The organism is Pyxidicoccus sp. MSG2 (assembly GCF_026626705.1).
GTDB lineage: Bacteria > Myxococcota > Myxococcia > Myxococcales > Myxococcaceae > Myxococcus.
In genome coordinates, this window is record NZ_JAPNKC010000001.1 from 1,698,082 (window position 1) to 1,717,768 (window position 19,687).

Below are 19,687 nucleotides of genomic sequence, written 5' to 3' on the forward strand. Positions count from 1 at the left end.
CTCTCAGGTCATGCCCTAGTACAGGACGTGGCCGCCCGCCCGTTCACCATCCGGCCCCAACGGATGATAGTGCGGCTTCTGCTGGTCGCCATGCGGAGGGTCCCAGACCGCTCTCCCGTTGCCTGCCTGTTCGGCGATGGACCTCGCGGTGCTCTTGTCCGGGGCAATGACGTCACCGCCATTCCTCACGTGGTTCACCGCTTCCTCCATGGACAGCCGCCCGTTGGCGGTGTGGTTCTTGCCGGGCTGGATGTCGGCATCGCGTATCTCCTTCTTGGGCTCCTTGTTGGGGTCCTTCCCTCCACTGGCCGAAGTCCCCTGGTTTCCAGCCTTGTTGGCCATCTGCACGGCATTGATGGCGCCGATGATGTTCACCGTCCCGACGATGATGGCGACCGTACTCCCCGCCGCCACGACGACACCGCCCACGGCAACGGGGGCTCCGACGGGCGCGCCCACGCCCGTGGCGGCCACGGCCGTGCCGCCCACGGCGGCGCCGCCTCCGCCAATCAGCCCCATTCCTCCGCCAATGACCTCCACGCCACCCCAGGCGAACAGCGCCGCGGCGTAGCCAAGGTAGAAGTGCTTCGTGTTCCCTTCCGGCGGGGGCACCAGCGCCAGGAAGGGAACCGCTCCCGCGATTCCGCCCAGGAGCAGGCCCTTCCCGAACTCGACCCCAATGTTGAAGTTGTCCCGGGCCGAGTACAGGGTCCGCATGACGAAGTAGCTGAACTCCGCCGACGGTATCCACCGGGCCTGGACCTCGATGGTCTCCGAGCACCGCCCCCCGTTGGCGTTGACGTAGCAGATGCCATCGGAGGGGCTCGTGCGCGCGACGGAGCCTCCCGCGACGGCGTACCCGCCATACCAGCTGTCATAGACGATGACGGGCAGCTCGTTGATCTCGAAGCCCGAGGGGTCCGTGTAGCGCAGCGGGTTGTTGAGCACGTAGCTGTAGCGGTTGAGCGTCTGGCTGGTGCGCGGTCCCTTCATGAGCGGGTCCGCGCTGAGGAAGCGCGCCAGCGTCGGGTCATACATCCGGCCGTTCATGTTGATGAGGTTCACCTCCTCGTCATGCTCGTGCCCCGTGAAGCCCTGACGCACCCGAGCGTTGTTGCCACGCGTCTGCGGGCTGCCCAGTGACTGCGGATGGCGCCGCCCGCCGAAGGGCTCGTACCGCATGCGCTCGAAGACCGCGCCCGCCTCGTCGGTCAGCGTCTCCACCGAGCCCTGATGGTCCGCGTGCAGGTAGAGGACCTTCTGCGCCGTTATCTGCCCTGCCGCGCTCGTGGCCCAGGCCACCTGCGCCACTGGCCGGTCCCCGCCCACGATGTTGAAGGCATGCACCGCCGTGCCGGCAGCGGCGCGCCGCACCTCGTAGAGGTCGCCGAGGTACACCGTCACGTCTCCCGTCGAGGAGCGCTTCACGGTCCGCCGGTTCATCGCGTCGTAGCGGAACGTCAGGCTCTGCGAGCCCTGGATGATGCGCGAGGGCAGGTTGAAGGGCGTGTACTCCACCGTACGGCCGGGCGCGGTGAGCTGGTTGCCATTGCCGTCATACGTGTACGAGCCCAGCGAGGAGCGAGACACCGCGTGTGGCCCCGCGCCTCCCGTCCCCTCGTAGAAGTAGGAGAGGCTCTCGCCCACGCCCTGGCGCACCGTGCGGTTCTTCAAGTTGCCCAGGTCGTCGTAGCCGTAGTCCACCGCCGTGGAGCCGCAGTTCTGGAAGGCGGTCCAGCTCTTCAGCCGGTCCAACGTGTCGTAGGTGAAGTCCTCGGTGGTCCGGGCCACCCGGTCATGCCGGGCGCGCATGTTGCCATTGGCCTCGTACTCGTAGGCCAGCGCCTGGCGCGGCTGCGTGCCCGACTTCGTGTCGATGAACAGGGGCCGGCCTCGCAGGTCATACTGGCGCCGGCTCACCACGCCATTGCCGAAGACCTCCGAGGTCAGCTGCCCCAGCCCGTTGCGCCCCTCGGCGCGCCAGTAGACGTGCCCGCTGGTCGCGTTCTTCACCGACTCCAGCGTTCCCCAGGGCTTGTACTGGTAGTCGAGCGCGAGCTGCTGCGAGGCCACCCCCGGGTACGTCACCTGGCGCATCAGGCCGTAGTCGTCGAACGTCCGGGTGAAGCCGTACACCGAGCCCTCCACGTTCCACGTCTCCCCCACCGGCCGCTTGAGCGCGTCGTAGGTGTAGACGACGGTGATGTCGTCCAGGCTCGTCGCGGGGTCGCCCTCCTGGGAGCTGCTCAGCAGCATCCCAATCTTCCCGACCGAGGGAGTGGGCATGTCCCACGTGAAGCGGGACACCCCCATCCGGTTCGTCTTGGTGGTGATGCGGCCCAGCACGTCCCGCGCGTACACCGTCGTGTCACCGTTGGCGTCCGTCTCGTCCGTGACCTCGCCGAAGGGGTTGTAGTGGGTGACGAGGCTGCCGGCGTCCGGGTCATCCAGCCGCGTCGGACGCCCCAGCCGGTCGTACTGGAAGTGGGGACCCTGGCCGTAGCCGTTGGTCACCGATGCGAGCACTCCGAAGGGACCATACGTGTACGTCGACAGCACGCGCCGGGTGTCCAGCACGTCCTCGGTCGTCTTGACCCGTCCGTGAGCGTCCGTCCACGTCACCACCTGGTTGTTCTTCTCATCCCAGGCGGTGCGCTTGTTCCCTTCGTACTGCCAGGTGCGGCTGGTGCCATCCGGGTACGTCACCCGCAGCTGACGCCCCAGGTTGTCGTAGGCGAAGGTGGTGGCCACCTGCTGGAAGCCCGTGGGTGAAGGCACCCATTGCTTCGCCAGCCGCCCCAGCGCGTCGTACTCGTTCGAGCTGTAGACGGCTTCCCCGCCGAACCCCTTCTTCCGCACGCTCAACGGGCGGCCGAGCCGGTCCACCGTGGACATCTCATCCAGGATGCCATCCACCGCCGCCGAGGTGCGCCGCTGGCTCGTCACGGTGAGCGCGCAGGAGGCGCCCGAGGGACAGGCGGCGTAGGAGAAGACGGTGTCCCCCAGCCCCGGAGCATCCACGCTCCGCAGCCGTCCGAAGCCGTCGTACTGGCGCCGCGTGGTGAGGCCGTTCTCGTCCACCTCCAGCGCTGGGACGCCCAGGCCTCCGTGGTACGCGAGGCTGACCGCGTGACCCAGGCTGTTGGTCATCACCGCCGGCCACGTGCGGTCCACGGTGTCGTAGGTGATGTTGCTCGTCCGGGCCGGCAGACCCCCGCCGCCGCAGGTCAGCTGGTAGGCGAGGCCGTCCGGGTCTCTCAGGTACGTGGTCACCTGCTCGAGCACCGGGTCCCCCGGCTCCACCGTCTCGCTGGACAGCAGCGCCGTCCCCGGCTGGTAGGCATGGGCGCGGCTGCGCGTCACGGAGACGCCGTCCACGGTGCTCGTCTCGCTCTCCGTGGTGGCCAGGCCGATGAGCCAGGCGAGCGCATCGTTCTGGTACTGCGCCGTCCAGGTCTTCACCTCCGTGCCGAGCGTCTCGCGCCGGAGCGTGGGGTTGCCGTAGGTCCAGTCGTGGTCCCACTCGGCGTCCACACGCCGCAGCAGCCCCTCGGTCTCCAGTTGCGACTCCAGCCGGTCGTACACCTCCTCCGTCGCCGTCTCCGGCAGGACGGTGAAGACGCTGCCGCCGCCCACGCCAGCGCGGACCCGGTGGTCATACCCGACGGTCCGCGTCTGCAGCTGGAGCCTCCCTCCCCCCGTCACGCGGGCCACCTCCTTGCGAGGCCTGCGCGCGTAGGGGTACTGCGTCCCCACGCGCGTCTGGTTGTCGAACTCGACGCGAAGCTCCGTGCCGGCCGCCACCTCGCGCACCGTCACCGCGGAGAACCCCAGGAACCCGCGCCCCATGCCGTCCATGCGCCCGTCCTCGTAGAGGTACTGGCGCACCCGCATCGAGCCGACGATGGAGTCCGCGAGGTGCTCGGACACCAGCCACATGCCCACGCGCTGGCAGCGCTGCGGCCAGGAGCAGGTGGTGCCCGGCGTATAGACGGACGGGTCCACCATGGGCTTGTAGTTGAAGCGCACCTGCGAGCCGAGCGAGTCCGTGACGCTCTCCAGCATCCCCGAGGCCTGGCCCTTGCGCTTGTAGAGGCGCAGCGAGCCATTGACGACCTGGGCCAGGTCCATCAGCCCGTCGCCGTTGAAGTCGAGCACCTGCGAGAGCTTGAAGCCCCGCGTCGTCGACTGCCCCACGGGAATGGGGAGCGCGCGCGGCACGAAGCCCGTCCCGTCCGACTGGAGCACCACCAGCTGGGAGCGGCCGTCCGAGTTGTCCATCAGCAGCAGGTCCTGCCGCCCGTCCCCGTTGAAGTCGAGGACCCGGATGCCGTTCTCCTTGGTGAAGGCGCCCACCTTCGCACCCGCCGGCAGGCTCACCACGTACGGCGCGGCGAAGCCATTCCCGGTGTTGACGAGCACCTCGATGTCACCGCCCGTCTTCTGCGCCCGCAGCGCGTCCGGCAGCCCATCACCGGTGATGTCGGCGAAGAAGTACTGCTTCTCCGAGACGTCCGTCCGGACGAGCGTCGTCTCCTTCTTCTCGAAGGCGCCATTGCGCCACGTCACCGCCCAGTAGCGCTTGCCCACCACCTCGTACTGCCCGGGGTACCAGGGCGAGTTGATCTTCTCGAGGATGAGCACGCTGGACTTCCCGGTGCCGTCCAGGTTGACCATCATCTGGGCGTTGTCGTTCTTCTCCGAGGTCTGGATGGACTGGAAGGCCTGCAGGCTGCCGCCCACGTTGGGGCGGTAGCCGAGCCGGGACAGGGTGTCGTCCGGGTTGCCCACCCACACCAGGTCCGGCAGCCCGTCGCCCTGGAGGTCCGCGTACCAGAAGCTGCTGCTGGAGCGCCCCTCGTCCCCGTTGACGCCGTACCAGTTGTAGCCGGGCGGCGGGTGGTTGGTGCGCAGGTAGTGCTTCAGCCGGCTCGCGGGGTTGAGGCTGCACCCCTCGATCTCCAGGAGGCTGACATCCATGCGCCCATCCGCGTTGACGTCCGCCCAGCGCCCGTCGTGGCCCCCCTTCACGTCCCAGCACAGGAGGCCGAGGTTGAGCTGGTCGTCGCCTCCGGAGACCTGGCCCGTGGGAGACACGGTGCGCATCGTCCACTTGTAGCGCCCGTTCTCGTCATAGGGCTTGCGGTAGAGCAGGTCGTCGCGCCCGTCACCATCCACGTCCACGGGGTTGAGCACCCAGAAGGTCGAGCTGCCCTGGGTCGCATCCGTGATGCCCGTGTCCACCTCCTCGAACTCGGCGCTCCCGGGCGTCCACCCGAAGGACATGGGGCGGACGCAGGCGCCGGTGCCGTCACACTCCTGGAAGGTGTCGAGCAGGCTGAGGCCGCTCTGCGCATCCGGCACGTAGGTGAGCCGGTACTGGCGCACGAGGCCCACCGCGGTGGGGTTGGGGGCCCGCACGCGGATTTCCTTCAGGCGCCGGCCGCTCCCCAGCTTGAAGCCCGAAACATGGGTGATGAACGTGTCGGGCCGGGCGACGTACTCGAAGTCGACGAAGCGGGTGGCCGGCATCCCGGCGCCCACGGAGGACGCGGTGTACTCGATGCGGTCCAGCGTCTGCTCGTAGCCCGAGGCCGCGCTGTCATGGTGCACCGAGTAGTGGAACGTCACCGAGTTGCCGCTGCGGTCCTCCATCTTGGCGAGCGCCCAGGCCAACCGGTTCTCCAGGCCGTCCGTCGTGGTCTGGATGCTCTCCTCGGACACGGGCACGGCGCTGACGCGCTCGCCCGCCAGGGTCGAGTTGTGAAGCAGGCCGTACGTCAGGATGCGCCCGCTCTTCAGGTAGACCTTGAACTGGAGCGGTCCGTTGGCATCCGCCGCCAGGGAGACCACCTTCGAGAAGCTCTCCTCCTCCGTCCGGTACTCGGTGCCGGAAGCTCCGTACGTACCCTGCACCGCCACCAGGCGCTGGCCATCCATACAGAAAGCGTCCGCGGCCGTGAAGGTGACGGGCTCGACCGTCCCGTCCTGGGCAAAGGTCCTGCCGCAGCGGGTAATCCGCGAGGCCGTGGACAGGCTCCAGCCGAGCCCCAGGGGCCCGTTGCCCGCATTGCTCTTGTAGTTCAGTGACAGCTCGGGCTGGACACCGGCGCGGCCCACCGGCAGCCACAGCGGGAGCGAGTACGTCGCCGCCCCGTCGGGGCTCACGGCGGACTGGCCCGTGGTGCGCCCCGCCGCGAAACCGTCGCCGCCCACCTCCGTCGGCAGGACGGTGTCCGAGGGCGCGTCCACCACCCGGCCCTCATTGCGCGCCACCGGGGCCTGCAGGTCCCACGGTCCTCCGTCCGAGGGACCACAGGACGCCGCGGCCACTGCCACACCCCACACGATGAACAGGAGTCTCTTCATGTTGCGCCCTCCACGGAGAGCCGGATTGCGGGAAAGGAACCGAGCCACACCACCACCACCCAGGGCACTCATCGCGAGAACGGGCCGGACGTCTGGTCCGCCCCCCTCAAGGACTCGATGTCGCCCTCACACAACCCGGCCTTGCAGAACGTCCCCGACGGGCACGTGCCGCAGCTGACGGTGGCTCCGCAGCCCGTCGCGGCCGAGCCGCACTGCTTCTCCCCGCACGCCGCGCCCTTGGACAGGGGCGTGCAACCACACACATTGGCCGTGCCTCCTCCGCCACACGACTGGTAGCTGCCGGAGCACGTGCCGCAGGAGTACGTGCCACCGCAGCCGTTGGACACCGTGCCGCAGTTCTTGCCACTGCAGGCAGCCGCCTGCGTCAGCGGGGTGCAGCCACACACGTTGGCCGTACCGCCTCCGCCGCACGACTGCGGGCTGCTGCAGGTGCCGCAGGTGTACGTGCCGCCGCAGCCATTGGACACCGTGCCGCAATTCTTGCCATTGCAGGCGGCCGCCTGCGTCATCGGGGTGCAGCCACACACGTTGGCCGTACCGCCTCCGCCGCACGACTGCGGGCTGCTGCAGGCGCCGCAGGAGTACGTGCCACCGCAGCCATTGGACACCGTGCCGCAATTCCGGCCGCTGCATGCGGAGGCCTGGGGGGCGGCCGTGCACCCACACATGCCCGACGTCCCACCGCCGCCACACGAGTCGTAGCCCGTGCAGACTCCGCAGCTGTACACGCCACCACACCCGTCCACCGCCGTGCCGCAGTTCTTGCCCGCGCAGGCCGTGGAGAGCGGAATGGGAACGCATCCATCTCCCACACCACAGACATTGGGAGCGCCCCCGCCACCGCACGTCTGACCCGCGGGACAGGAGCCACAGCTGAGCGTCCCTCCACAGCCATTGGGGACCGAGCCACAGTTCAGCCCGAGCTGCTCACACGTCCAGGGCTGGCACTGACAGGACAGGGAGTCCGAACGACAGACGCCGTCCTCGTCGAACTGGCCATCACAGTCATCGTCCACGCCATTGCACTGCTCGGGAGGGGCGGTACACACGCTCGACCAGCTGCCCCCCGCACAGCGACGGGTCGAGCCGGCGCACACGCCATTGGGCCCCACACAGGAGGTCACCAGCGTGTCCGGGCCCTGCCCCTGGATGTTGTCGACGACGCCGTCGCGGTCGTCGTCACAGCCATTGCACGCCTCACCCGAGGCCGTGACTCGCGTACAGGGCCCCGCGGAGCCATCCGGATTGCATTGCCTGTACGCCGCGCCTCCGCACTGGCTGCCGCAGGTGAGCTGCCGGTCAGAGGGAATGGCGCAGACCCAGGCTCCCGCCACACAGGTCCTCGTCCCCGTGCAGCCATTGCCCTGCGGGTCGCAAGAGCCATCGGTGAGCCCCTCGTCCACGCTCCCGTCGCCATCGTCGTCGCAGTTGTTGCAGACCTCCGGGCCATAGGCCGAGCACGTGCCGGCTATCAGCTCGCCGGTGGCGTCACAGGTGACGGTGCCGCTGCGCCCACAGACAGAGCAGGACTGGGTCGACGCGCTGGAGAACTCGCATGCCGACCAGTACGTTGCGCAGACCTGGGTGCCCACACAGGCGCCACTGCTGCACGCGCGAGAGCCGCCCTCCGGGAAGCAGGCGGCGCGCGCTTCACCCTGCGAGAGAAGCAATACAAGGCCCACCATCCCAAGCTGGATGGTGCGAGACAGATGCAACCACATGTAACCAAGACCTTCAGGCCGAAGGAGGCCCCTGAGACCTTCGGCACTGCACGCTCGTCGAACGCGCGCGTATACAAAGCATATCTGGTTGCAATTGTCAGGGCCCTTTGAGGTTTCCTTCGCACGCCCCACCCGCTACATCGCGCAGCCCCAGGAGCCTCTTCATGCCTGTCACCCTCCGCCCCGCGAAGCCTTCCGACGAACCGGCCCTGGGCCGCATGGGCGCGGCGCTCGCGCGCCTGCACCATGACTTCGACCCCCAGCGCTTCATGCTCCCGGACGATGTGGAGTCCGGCTACCGCTGGTGGCTGGGCAAGGAGGCCAGGAACAAGAAGGCCGTCGTCATCGTCGCGGAGCTGGACGGTGAAGTCGTCGGCTACGCCTATGGCCGCGAGGAGGCCGTGGACTGGAATGCCCTGCTGGACCGCAGCGGCGGCTTCCACGACATCTGGGTGGACGAGAAGGCCCGCCGCGCCGGCGCGGGCGTCCTGCTCGCCGAGGAGCTGATGAAGCGCCTCACCGCCCTTGGCGTCCCCCGCGTCGTCCTGCACGTCGCCGCGAAGAACGAGGCCGCCCAGCGCATGTTCGCGAAGCTCGGCTGGCGCCCCACCATGGTGGAGATGACGCGCGAGGCCTCGGCCCCCACCGACTCCGGTGAGCCCTCATAGCCTCCCGTGCGGCACCCGCCCCGCCTGGAACGCGTCCACCTGGAGGAAGGTGAAGGGCTGGTCATACAGGAGCCGGTCCTGCTGCCTCGTGCGGAACAGGTCCACGATGAGGTTCATCCTGTCCCCCAGGCTCCCCCAGTCCCGCGCCGCGCTGCCCGCCGTGTCATCCGGTGTGCGGTCCAGCTCGGCCATCAGCGCCACCAGCTCCGGGTGCTCCAGCCGCGTCAAGAGCGGCGGGAAGTCCCGCTCCGAGGCGAGCGAGGGGATGTCCTCGCCCAGCCGCAGCGTCACGTCGGGCAGCTCAATCCGCATCAGCGTCTTCGTCTCCAGCTCGCGCCACAGGCGCTCCAGCCGCGTGGCCAGCGGGGTGAAGGCCTCGCGCAGGCTCCACTCGGGCATGCCCCGCATGCGCCGGTTCGAGTCCGCCCGCGCGAACTCCACCAGGTTGTCCAGGAACACCTCGCGCAGCGGCGCGTTCAGCGCGGCGAGCACGGGCCCCTGCAACCGCGTCTGCTCGTGGTAGCCCACCAGCGCGTTGCCCAGGAACATCAGCTCCGCACGGGCCTTCCTGTCCGGGGTGAACATGGCCGCGTAGTACGCCTTCGCCGCGCGGATGAGCAGGTCCTGCCCGCCCTCCTCCACCGGCCCCGGCGCCAGCCGTGACAGCACCTGCTCCAGCCGCGAAGGGTCCGGCCCGTCCAGGCCCGCGAAGGTCTCCAGCAGGTCCACGTAGAGCGGGCCCAGCTCCTCGAAGACGATGAAGTTGCCGCGCGCCGCGTGGCGGGCCACCTCGTCGGTGATGTCCTCCAGCGTCCGCGCCAGCACGAACTGGACGCCCACCGACGCGCCCCACGCACCGAGCAGCTTGTCCTGCAGCTCGGCGATGCTGCGCGTCACCGCGTCCGCGCGGTCCAGCAGATCCGCCAGCAGCCCGGGCAGCACGTCCTTGCGGATGAAGGCGCCCGCCGTCTTGGACGCCCAGGTGGCGAAGCCGCACCAGTTGACGTCCTCCTCGCCGAGGACGTCGGTGAGGGCCACCTTCAGCACGTGGTACGTCTGGGTGATGTGGAGGTTGCGGAGGACCGGGTCCTCCATGCGGATGATGGCGTCCACCTGGGCCTGCGTCGGGGGCGGCCACAAGCGTGGGAGCGTGCCGCAGGCCATGACGCGCGAGCCTCCTCGAAGGTCCGGGCGGAATGTCCAGGGCCTCATGGGAGGAGTGGCCTCCAGGGGGCTGTGATTCAACCGCCCCTCGCATGCCTGCCCTGCCCCGCGGTCCGGGGCGGGCGCCCGGCCAGCCGCGCTATGCTGCCGGCATGGTGCCCCTGAGCGACTTGTCCGGACTGCCCGCCGAGCAGCGCGCCGCGCTGGAGCGGGAGCTCGCGCCTCTCACGCTGCTCCAGGACGTGGTGCGCTGGGGCTTCGCGCACACGCCGCCCCGCGACGTGGCGGAAGTCGTGGTCCAGGACGAGTTCACCCACGACGTCGTGGTGCCGTGGAAGGACGGGCGCTACCTCGTCTTCGACACGACGTGACTGGGCGGCGTGAATGCGGTCTCCGTGTGGGACCACCAACCGAAGGCCGATGAAATCCTCGACGCCCGGCTCGCCTCGGGGTGGACGCCCACGCCGACGAGCACCGTCGACGGGGACGTCATCCTCGGCCATGCCGCGTGCCGGGTGCCGCCGAAGCCGGCGGCACCTGAGGCCCTGTGACTACTTCCCCTTCGCCTGCTCCTTCACCCACGAGTCCTTCAGCGTCACCGTGCGGTTGAAGACGGGCTTGCCCGGCTTCGAGTCCTTCGGGTCCACGTAGAAGTAGCCCTGGCGCTCGAACTGGAAGCGGGAGTCCGCGGCGGCGTCCGCCAGCATCGGCTCCACGCGCGCGTCGCGGAGCACCTGGAGGCTGTTCGGGTTGAGGAAGGTGGTGAAGTCCTTCTCGTCGTCCGCGCCCGGGTTCTCCACGGAGAAGAGCCGGTCGTACAGGCGCACCTCGGCGGTGGGCGCGTTGCCCGGCACCCAGTGCAGCGTGCCCTTCACCTTGCGGCCGTCCGGCGCGTTGCCACCGCGCGTCGCGGCGTCATAGGTGCAGCGCAGCTCCACCACGTTGCCCGCAGCGTCCTTGATGACCTTCTCGCACTTGATGAAGTACGCCGAGCGCAGGCGCACCTCCTTGCCGGGCGCGAGCCGGAAGAAGCCCTTCGGCGGGTCCTCCATGAAGTCGTCCGCCTCGATGTACAGCTCGCGCATGAAGGGCACCTGGCGCGTCCCCATCTCCGGCTTCTGCGGATGGTTCTGCACCTCCAGGCTCTCCACCTGCCCCTCCGGGTAGTTCTCCAGCACCACCTTCAGCGGGCGCAGCACGCCCATGGCGCGGGGGGCCGTCTCGTTGAGGTCCTCGCGGACGCACAGCTCCAAGAGCCCCATGTCGATGAGCTGCTCGTTCTTGCTCACGCCCACGCGCGTCGCGAAGTCGCGGATGGACGCCGCGGTGAAGCCGCGCCGGCGCAGGCCGGAGATGGTCATCATGCGCGGGTCGTCCCAGCCGGACACCATCCCCTCATTCACCAGCTTGAGCAGCTTGCGCTTGCTCATCACCGTGTAGTTGAGGTTCAGCCGGGAGAACTCGTACTGGTACGGCCGGTCCCCCTTGATGAGGGCGTCCACAATCCAGTCGTACAACACGCGCCGGTTCTCGAACTCCAGCGTGCAGACGGAGTGCGTGATTCCCTCAATCGCGTCCGACAGGCAGTGCGCGAAGTCGTAGAGCGGGTAGATGGGCCACGCGTCGCCGGTGCGGTGGTGGTGCGCATGGCGGATGCGGTAGATGGGAGGGTCGCGCAGCACCGGGTTGGGCGACGTCATGTCGATCTTCGCCCGCAGGGTGTGCTTGCCGTCGGGGAACTCGCCCGCGCGCATGCGGTGGAAGAGGTCCAGGTTCTCGTCCACGGAGCGGTTGCGGTACGGGCTGTCACGGCCCGGCGTGGTGAAGTCGCCGCGGTACTCGCGAATCTCGTCCGCCGTCAGGCTGCACACGTACGCCTTGCCCTGCTTGATGAGCTCCACGGCGAAGTCGTACAGCTTCGGGAAGTAGTCGGACGCGAAGTACTTGCGGTCCTCCCAGTCGAAGCCCAACCACTTCACGTCCTTCTGGATGGACTCGACGTAGTCGGTGTCCTCGGTGACGGGGTTGGTGTCGTCGAAGCGCAGGTTGCACCTACCCCCGAATTGCTGCGCCAGCCCGAAGTTGAGGCAGATGGACTTGGCGTGGCCGATGTGGAGGTAGCCGTTGGGCTCGGGCGGGAAGCGGGTGTGCACGCGTCCGCCGTGCTTCCCGGTGCGCCGGTCTTCCTCGATGATCTCCTGGAGGAAGTTCAGGCCCTGCGTCTCGTTCGTCGTCGTCATGATGGGGGCGAATCCTGTTGAAGCCGCCCGGGGCCGGCAAGGGTTTCCTTGCGCCTCGGAGCCGTTCAACACGGCGGGGGCCCCATTCCATCCCCCCGCCCGGGGGTCAGACGGACGAGAGCAGGCTCTCCCAGGCGCCCAGGGCCCTCTCGGCGGAGAGCTCCTCCGCGCGCCTGCGGGCCCGGCCGGACAGCTCCTCCCGGAAGGCCGTGTCGCCCACGACGCGGTCCAGCGCGTTCGCCAGGGCCTGGGGGTCCTCCATGGGCACCAGGAGGCCGTGCTTGCCGTGCTCCAGCACCTCCGCCGGCCCCGAGGGACAGTCCGTGCTGACGACGGGGCAGCCCAGGGCGAGCGCCTCCAGCAGCACCATGGGGAGCCCCTCGAAGCGCGAGGACATGGCGAAGACGGCCGCCCGGCGCATCAGCGCGTGGGGGTTGGCGATGAAGCCCGGAAAGAAGACGGACGACTCCACGTCCAACGACGTCACCAGCGCCTTCAGCTCGCCCGTGAGCGAGCCGTCTCCCACGATGACGAGATTGTGGTCCGAGCCCGCCGCTCGCTGGAGCGCGTGGGCGCGGATGAGCACGTCGAAGGCCTTCTGGTGCTCAAACCGCCCCACCGCGACGACCACGGGCTTCTGGTAGACGGGCACGGCCCAGTCGGGCAGCGGCGCCTCGCCGGCCGCGCGCACCGTGTCGCCGTCCACAAAGTTGGGGATGACCTGGAGTTGCCCGGGCTTCATGGGCACCAGCGCCTGGAAGGCCTTCGCCGTGTCGTGGCCGCACGCGACGACGCGCTGCATGCGCGGGTAGAGCAGGCGCAGGCCCCAGAGCTGCCGCTTGGGTTGCTCGTGGCTGAAGGCGCCCCAGTCGAAGTGGATCATCCCCACCACGGGCTTGCGCAGGAGCTTCCCGGCGAGCCAGGCGATCAGCGCGGCCCGGCCCTCCTGGCCGGCGACGATGACGTCCGCGTCGCGGGCCTCCTGCATGAGCCGCCAGAAGAAGCGCGGGAGCATCGTCCGCTGATACGAGAAGGCTTCCGTGCCCCAGACCACCTCGGTGTGTTTGGGGATGCGCTCCGACGGGCTGTCCGGATGCGGCTGATGGTGGAAGAACATCTTGGTGGCGAACCGCTTCGGGTTCAGCCCCGCCAGCACGTTGCACACCGAGCGCTCGATGCCACCTCCCGCCAGGAACACCAGCGTGAAGAGCACGCGCTTTCGGGTGGAGGCTTCGGTTGCTTCAACCTGTCGCTGTACGAGCATCAGCCTCACTCCAAAAAGGCAGGCGGCACCGTAACCCAAGGATGTTGGGGCGCCAAGGTAACCCCTAGCGGCCGGCCCCTCGTGAAGCAACCGAGCTTGATGCGAGGAATCACGGACCCGCTCGGCTAGTCTCCCTTTTCGGCTCTTCGCCCGACGCCCATCGTGAACACGCGCCTTCGTCCCCTCCCCGTCATCCTCCTCGCGGTCCTGCTGGGGGCGCTCGCCGCCGGCGGCTACCTCGGCTTCCATGGCTACCGCATCGGCCAGGGTCTGTTGCACCCACCCCATGTGCCGGCGGAGCGCCCGGCGGCCACGGGCGAGCTGGCGGGGCTTTCGGACGTGGCCTTCACCACGGCGGACGGTTTGACGCTGCGCGGCTGGTACGTGCCGTCGCGCAACCGGGCGGCGGTGGTGCTGGTGCACGGCTTCGCGGGCAACCGCGCGCAGCTCCTCTTCGAGGCGCGCGCACTCGCCCGGGCGGGCTTCGGCGTCCTCGTCTTCGACTTGCGCGCGCACGGCGAGAGCGACGGGGACCGCGTGACGTGGGGCGACGGCGAGCGGCGCGACGTGACGGCGGCGCTGGACTTCGTCTCCGCGCGTCCGGACGTGGACCCGGCCCGGGTGGGGCTGTTCGGCTTCTCCATGGGCGGCACCACCGCGCTGCTGGTGGCCAGCACCGACGCGCGCGTGAAGGCGGTGGCGGCGGCGGGGGCCTTTCCCGCGCTCGAGGCGGACGTGTACTCGGGCTATGGCCGCTGGGGCGCGCTGAGCGCGGAGCCAGTGCTGTGGACGCTGCGCCACGCGGGCGTGGACGTGAAGGCGGTGCGCCCCATCGACGGCATGTGCCGGCTCCAGGGGCGCCCCCTGCTGCTCATCAACGGGGACGTGGACCCGGACGCGCCAGCCAAGCTCCAGGCCAGCCTCTTCCGCGCGGCTTGCGAGCCCAAGAGCCTGTGGGTGGTTGAGGGCGCCGGGCACGGCGAGTACGCGAAGGTGGCACCCTCGGAGTACGAGCGCCGGCTGCGTCAGCACTTCGACGCGGCGCTCCTGGGTGCGGGCTGACCTTGGCTGTCGGGGAGTCCTGCTAGTTTCGGCGGCCCTGCATGGCCCCCCACCCCCCTGCGCGTCCCCCTCTTCACGCTCCCCGTCCACCGTCCCTCCGGCCTTCTGGCCTGGCTCACAGCCTCTTCGAAGCCCGCGTGGCGCTCGCGCCGGACGCGGCGGCGGTGGTGGCCGGAGGTGACGTGCTGACGTACCGCGAGCTGGACGCGCGGGCGAACCGGCTGGCGCATCACCTCCGGGCGCTGGGCGTCGGGCCTGAGGAGCGGGTGGCGCTCGCGCTGGAGCGCACGCCGGAGTGGGTGGTGGCGCTGCTGGCGGTGCTCAAGGCGGGCGGCGCGTACCTGCCGCTGGACCTGGGCTACCCGCAGGCGCGGCTGGCCTGGATGCTGGAGAGCGCACGGCCCCGCGTGGTGCTCACCCGCTCGGTGTGGCGGGAGCGGCTCCCGGACGTGGACGCATCCTTTATATGTCTGGCGGGCGTGGAGGAGGACGTGGCGCGGTGGCCCTCGGAGCCACCCGCCTCGGGTGTCACGCCGGAGCACCTCGCGTACATCATCTTCACCTCGGGCAGCACGGGCCGGCCCAAGGGCGTGCTGCTGGCGCACGGCGGGCTGAGCCAGGTGCTTGGCGCCGTCGTGGAGGCGCACGGGGTGGGGCCGGGGCACCGGGTGCTCCAGTTCGCCTCGGCGGGGTTCGACGCGTCGGTGTGCGAGGTGCTCTCCACCCTGGCGGCGGGCGCGACGCTGCACCTGGCGCCTCGCGAGGCCCTGCTGCCCGGTCCCCGGCTGCACGCGCTGCTGCGGGAGGAGGCCATCACCACGGTGACCCTGGTGCCCTCGGTGCTGGCGCAGTTGGAGCCGGAGGGGCTGGACGCCCTGGAGACACTCATCTCCGCGGGCGAGGCACTGCCGCCAGAGCTGGCGCGCCGGTGGAAGCCGGGCCGCCGGCTGCTGAATGCCTACGGCCCCACCGAGGCCACCATCTGCGCCACGGTGGACACCGCCGTGGACGTGGAGCGGCCCTCCATCGGCGGGCCCCTGCCTGGCGTAAGCGTGTCCGTGCTCGACGCGGCGGGGCAGCCGGTGCCAGCGGGTGAGCCGGGGGAGTTGTACGTGGGGGGCGTGGGGCTGGCGCGAGGCTACCTGGGCCGCCCGGACCTGACGGCGGAGCGCTTCGTGTCGGACGCCTTCAGCGCCGAGCCGGGCGCGCGGCTGTACCGCACCGGAGACCGGGTGCGGGCGCTGCCAGACGGGCGGCTGGAGTTCCTGGGGCGCTTCGACTCGCAGGTGAAGGTGCGGGGCGTGCGCATCGAGTTGGGCGAGGTGGAAGCGGTGCTCTCCCAGCTCGCGGGCGTGCGGCAGGCCGTGGTGGTGCCGCGCGAGGACGCTCCCGGAGACCGGCGGCTCGTCGCCTACGTGGTGCCAGACGGTGGGCCCGTGGATGAAGCGGCGCTGTCCGCCGAGCACCTGCGCGCGAGGCTCCGGGAGCGGCTGCCAGAGCCGATGGTGCCGTCGGCGTTCGTGGTGCTGGAGGCGCTCCCGCTCACCGCGCACGGCAAGCTGGACCGCGCCGCGCTCCCCGTGCCTGGAGCCGCCCGGGACGCCACGGCGCCGCGCACGCCCACGGAGGCCCGGCTGCTACGCCTGTGGTCCGAGCTGTTCTCCCACGCGCAGCCGGGCATCCACGACGACTTCTTCCTCCTCGGTGGACACTCGCTGCTGGCGGGACGGCTCCTCGCCCGGCTGCGCGAGACGGAGTCCGTGGACCTGCCGTTGTCCGCCGTCTTCGAACACCCCACCGTGGCCCGGCTGGCGCACTTCCTGGACACGCGGACCGAGCGGGCTCCGGGCTTCGCGCCGCCGCCGCTCACCCGCGTCCCCCGCGAGGGCGTGCTGCCCCTGTCCTTCCAGCAGGAGCAGGTCTGGTTCCTCCTCCAGTTGGCCCCGGACAACCTCGCCTACAACGCGCAGATGATTCTGCGGCTCCGGGGCGCGCTGGACGTGCCGGTGCTTGAGCGGGCGCTGGCGGAAATCATCCGGCGGCATGAAGGCCTGCGGACGACCTACCCCGCGAGGGACGGGCACCCGGTGCAGGAAATCCACGCCCCCTGGGAGGTGCGCCTGCCGGTGGTGGACCTCGGCGGCGAGCGGGACTCCGAGGGCGCGGCGAAGCGACGGCTCGCGGAGGAGGTGCGCCGCACGTTCGACGTGACGCGCCTGCCGCTGGTGCGGTGGACGCTGCTGCGGCTGGCAACGGAGGAGCACGTGCTGCTGCACGTGGAGCACCACTTCGTCCACGACGGGTGGTCCGCCGCCGTCTTCCTGCGCGAGCTGAAGGCGCTCTACTCCGCCTTCCTGACCGGACAGCCCTCGCCCCTGCCCGAGCTGTCCATCCAGTTCGCGGACTTCGCCGCATGGCAGCGCCGGTGGCAGGCAAGCCCGGCCATGGAGGCACAGCTCGCGTACTGGCGGCGGCGGCTGACGCCCCTGCCTCCGCCGGTGGAGCTGCCCACGGACCGCCCGCGCTCCCGCGTCCCGAGCTCCCGGGGAGGAGAGCTGCGCACCGAGCTGCCCGAGCCCCTCCGTCGCGAGCTCAAGGCCCTGTGCCGGAGCCAGGGCGTCACCCTCTTCATGGCGCTGCGGGCGACCTTCGTGGCGCTGCTGCACCGCTACACCGGGCTGGAGGACGTCTGTGTCGCCACCACCGTGGCCAATCGCCGGGCGCCGGAGCTGGAGACGCTCATCGGGATGATGGTGAACACGGTGCTCCTGCGCACGGACGCAAGCGGAGACCCCACCTTCGCGGAGCTGCTGCGGCGGGTGCGCGCGGTGGACCTGGAGGCCCACGCCCACGCCGACGTGCCCCTGGTGGAGCTGGTGCGCGAGCTGCAACCCGAGCGCGACGCGGGGCGCATGCCGCTGTTCCAGGTCATGTTCAGCTTCCATGACTCGCCGGTGCCGGAGCTGGAGTTCGGCGGCTTGCAGGGCACGACGGTGCCCATCGGCAATGGCTCGGCGAAATTCGATCTCAACGTCATCGTCATCCCCGAAGGCGAGCAGCGCGCGGGCACCGGCGCTCCGGAGGACGGCCCCGTCGCCATCCGCTGGGAGTACAGCGCGGACCTGTTCGAGCAGGACACGGTGGCGCGGCTGGCGGGTCACTTCCACCGGCTGCTGGAGGCCGTGGCCACCGCGCGCGACCGGCGCCTGTCCGCGCTGCCGCTGCTGTCGGAGGAGGAGCGCCGCCGGGTGCTCGTGGAGTGGAGCGGCCTGGAGAGCGGCTCGGAGACCGCGGCGCTGCCCGGGCCGGCCGGGCTGCACTCGGCGTTCGAGACCTGGGCGCGACGCACCCCGAATGCGGTGGCGGTTACCAGCGGGGGCAGGACGCTGACGTACGCGGAGCTGGACGGCAGGGCGGAGCAGCTCGCGCGGCGGCTGGTGCGGCTCGGGGTGGGGCCGGAGGTGAGGGTGGGGCTGTGCGTGGAGCGCTCGGTGGACATGTTGGTGGGGCTGCTGGGCGTGCTGAAGGCCGGAGGGGCCTACGTGCCGCTGGATCCGGGCTTCCCTCCGGAGCGACTGGCCTTCATGTCGCGCGATGCGAGCACGCCGGTGCTGGTGACGCAGGCGGCGCTGCTCCCCAGGCTCCGTGCTGGCGACTCCGTGCGCACGGTGTGCCTGGACACGGACGCGGACGGGCTGGAGCGCGAGGACGCGACGCCCGTTCACCGGACGGTGGACCCGGTGTCCACGGCGTACGTCCTCTACACCTCCGGCTCCACGGGGACGCCGAAGGGAGTGCAGGTGCCGCACGGTGCCGTGGCGCGCTTCCTCGCGGCCATGGCCGAGCACCCCGGGCTGACGGTAGGGGACGTGCTGGTGGCCGTCACCACGCTGTCCTTCGACATCGCCGTGCTGGAGTTGTTCCTGCCGCTCTCGGTGGGCGCGCGAGTCGTGGTGGCGAGCCGCGACGAGGCGACGGATGGGAGCCGGCTGGGCGCGCTGCTGGACGCGTGCGGAGCCACCGCGATGCAGGCCACTCCGAGCACGTGGCGGCTGCTGCTGGAGTCCGGCTGGACGGGCCGGCGGCTGAAGGCGCTGTGCGGGGGCGAGGCGCTGCCGCGCGAGCTGGCCGTGGAGCTGCGGGCGCGCGGCGGCGAGGTGTGGAACCTGTACGGCCCCACGGAGACGACGGTCTGGTCCACCGCGCATGCCGTGGCATCGGCCTCGGACGAGGGCCCGGTGCCCATCGGCCGGCCGATTCCCGGCACCCGCGCGTACGTGCTGGACCCGAGGCGGCAACCGGTATCTCCGGGCATGCCGGGGGAGCTGTACCTGGGCGGAGAGGGCGTGGCGCGAGGCTACCTGGGCCGCCCGGACTCGACGGCGGAGCGCTTCGTGCCAGACCCGTTCAGCGGCGGGCCGGGAGCGCGCCTGTACCGCACGGGCGACCTGGCACGCTGGCGCACGGACGGGACGCTGGAGTTCCTCGGCCGCGTGGACCAGCAGGTGAAGCTGCGTGGCTACCGCATCGAGCCGGGCGAGGTGGAGGGCGTCCTCCGTCAGCACTCCGGCGTGCGCGAGGCCGTCACGGTGGTGCGCGAGGACTCGCCGGGGGACAGGCGGCTCGTCGCGTACGTGGTGCCCTCGCTTCCAGCGGAAGGGGCCACACCGTCCGCCGCCGACCTGCGGACCTTCATCCAGCAGCGCCTGCCCGAGTACATGGTGCCCGCCGCCTATGTGCTCCTGCCAGCGCTGCCGCTCACGCCCAATGGCAAGGTGGACCGCCGTGCGCTTCCTGCTCCGGGGCGGGACTCGCTCGCGCCCACGAGCACGTACGTGGCGCCACGGACGCCGGACGAGGAGCGGCTGGCCGCGCTCTGGGCGGAGCTGCTCCGCGTGGAGCGCCCCGGCATCCATGACGACTTCTTCGCGCTGGGAGGCCACTCGCTGCTCGCGGCGCGGCTCGTCTCCCGGGTGCGCGCGGAGCTCCAGGTCGGGCTGACGGTGCGGCACGTGTTCGACCACCCGACGGTGGCGCGGCTGGCGGAGGTGCTCGCAGCGCAACGGAGCCGCCCCCCAGACGCGGACGTCATTCAACGCGCGGAGCTGCCCGTGGACGCGGCGCAGCTCTCCGACGACGAAGTGAACCTGCTGCTCGGCATCGACGACCTCTGAGGTC

General features: G+C 70.5%; 10 protein-coding genes. 5 read left to right on the plus strand and 5 right to left on the minus strand.

The window, feature by feature from the left end:
* Positions 1-15 precede the first annotated feature (15 nt).
* Together OV427_RS07010 and OV427_RS07015 are read right to left on the minus strand one after the other, a co-directional pair.
* On the minus strand, positions 16-6,369 hold the full coding sequence (locus tag OV427_RS07010) for an RHS repeat-associated core domain-containing protein (protein ID WP_267855332.1): 6,354 nt from the start codon (positions 6,367-6,369) through the stop codon (positions 16-18).
* Positions 6,370-6,437: 68 nt separating this feature from the next.
* The gene (locus tag OV427_RS07015; protein ID WP_267855333.1) at positions 6,438-8,111 is read right to left on the minus strand and encodes a hypothetical protein; all 1,674 of its coding nucleotides are present in this window, start codon (positions 8,109-8,111) and stop codon (positions 6,438-6,440) included.
* Positions 8,112-8,275: 164 nt separating this feature from the next.
* On the opposite strand from OV427_RS07015, the gene OV427_RS07020 reads away from it, so the two are divergent.
* Positions 8,276-8,779 (plus strand): GNAT family N-acetyltransferase, encoded by a 504-nt coding sequence (locus tag OV427_RS07020; protein ID WP_267855334.1) that lies wholly within the window; start codon positions 8,276-8,278, stop codon positions 8,777-8,779.
* Here OV427_RS07020 and OV427_RS07025 read toward each other — a convergent pair.
* Positions 8,774-9,991, minus strand: a complete 1,218-nt coding sequence (locus tag OV427_RS07025) for a hypothetical protein (protein ID WP_267855335.1) — start codon at positions 9,989-9,991, stop codon at positions 8,774-8,776. The genes OV427_RS07020 and OV427_RS07025 overlap by 6 nt on opposite strands.
* A 44-nt stretch (positions 9,992-10,035) precedes the next feature.
* On the opposite strand from OV427_RS07025, the gene OV427_RS07030 reads away from it, so the two are divergent.
* Entirely contained in the window at positions 10,036-10,314 is a 279-nt protein-coding gene (locus OV427_RS07030; RefSeq protein ID WP_267855336.1) for a hypothetical protein, read from the plus strand.
* Between the two features lie 9 nt (positions 10,315-10,323).
* Positions 10,324-10,494: a hypothetical protein gene (locus OV427_RS07035; RefSeq protein ID WP_267855337.1), complete on the plus strand. Its 171-nt coding sequence runs from the start codon at positions 10,324-10,326 to the stop codon at positions 10,492-10,494.
* Here OV427_RS07035 and OV427_RS07040 read toward each other — a convergent pair whose 3' ends face one another.
* Positions 10,495-12,183, minus strand: coding sequence for a glutamine--tRNA ligase/YqeY domain fusion protein (locus OV427_RS07040; RefSeq protein WP_267855338.1), 1,689 nt, complete (start codon positions 12,181-12,183; stop codon positions 10,495-10,497).
* Positions 12,184-12,289: 106 nt separating this feature from the next.
* Positions 12,290-13,447: a glycosyltransferase gene (locus tag OV427_RS07045; RefSeq protein ID WP_267855339.1), complete on the minus strand. Its 1,158-nt coding sequence runs from the start codon at positions 13,445-13,447 to the stop codon at positions 12,290-12,292.
* Positions 13,448-13,609: 162 nt separating this feature from the next.
* Here OV427_RS07045 and OV427_RS07050 point away from each other — a divergent pair, with 162 nt between their 5' ends.
* Complete coding sequence (locus OV427_RS07050; protein ID WP_267855340.1) at positions 13,610-14,509, plus strand: alpha/beta hydrolase; 900 nt, start codon at positions 13,610-13,612, stop codon at positions 14,507-14,509.
* A 137-nt stretch (positions 14,510-14,646) separates the two neighbouring features.
* On the plus strand, positions 14,647-19,683 hold the full coding sequence (locus OV427_RS07055) for a non-ribosomal peptide synthetase (protein ID WP_267855341.1): 5,037 nt from the start codon (positions 14,647-14,649) through the stop codon (positions 19,681-19,683).
* Positions 19,684-19,687 lie beyond the last annotated feature (4 nt).

Excerpts from the sequence above, each read along its gene's own strand:
- OV427_RS07010 (WP_267855332.1), bottom strand. The coding sequence starts at position 6,369 with ATGAAGAGACTCCTGTTCATCGTGTGGGGTGTGGCAGTGGCCGCGGCG.
- OV427_RS07015 (WP_267855333.1), bottom strand. The coding sequence starts at position 8,111 with ATGTGGTTGCATCTGTCTCGCACCATCCAGCTTGGGATGGTGGGCCTT.
- OV427_RS07020 (WP_267855334.1), top strand. The coding sequence starts at position 8,276 with ATGCCTGTCACCCTCCGCCCCGCGAAGCCTTCCGACGAACCGGCCCTG.
- OV427_RS07025 (WP_267855335.1), bottom strand. The coding sequence starts at position 9,991 with ATGAGGCCCTGGACATTCCGCCCGGACCTTCGAGGAGGCTCGCGCGTC.
- OV427_RS07030 (WP_267855336.1), top strand. The coding sequence starts at position 10,036 with ATGCCTGCCCTGCCCCGCGGTCCGGGGCGGGCGCCCGGCCAGCCGCGC.
- OV427_RS07040 (WP_267855338.1), bottom strand. The coding sequence starts at position 12,183 with ATGACGACGACGAACGAGACGCAGGGCCTGAACTTCCTCCAGGAGATC.
- OV427_RS07045 (WP_267855339.1), bottom strand. The coding sequence starts at position 13,447 with ATGCTCGTACAGCGACAGGTTGAAGCAACCGAAGCCTCCACCCGAAAG.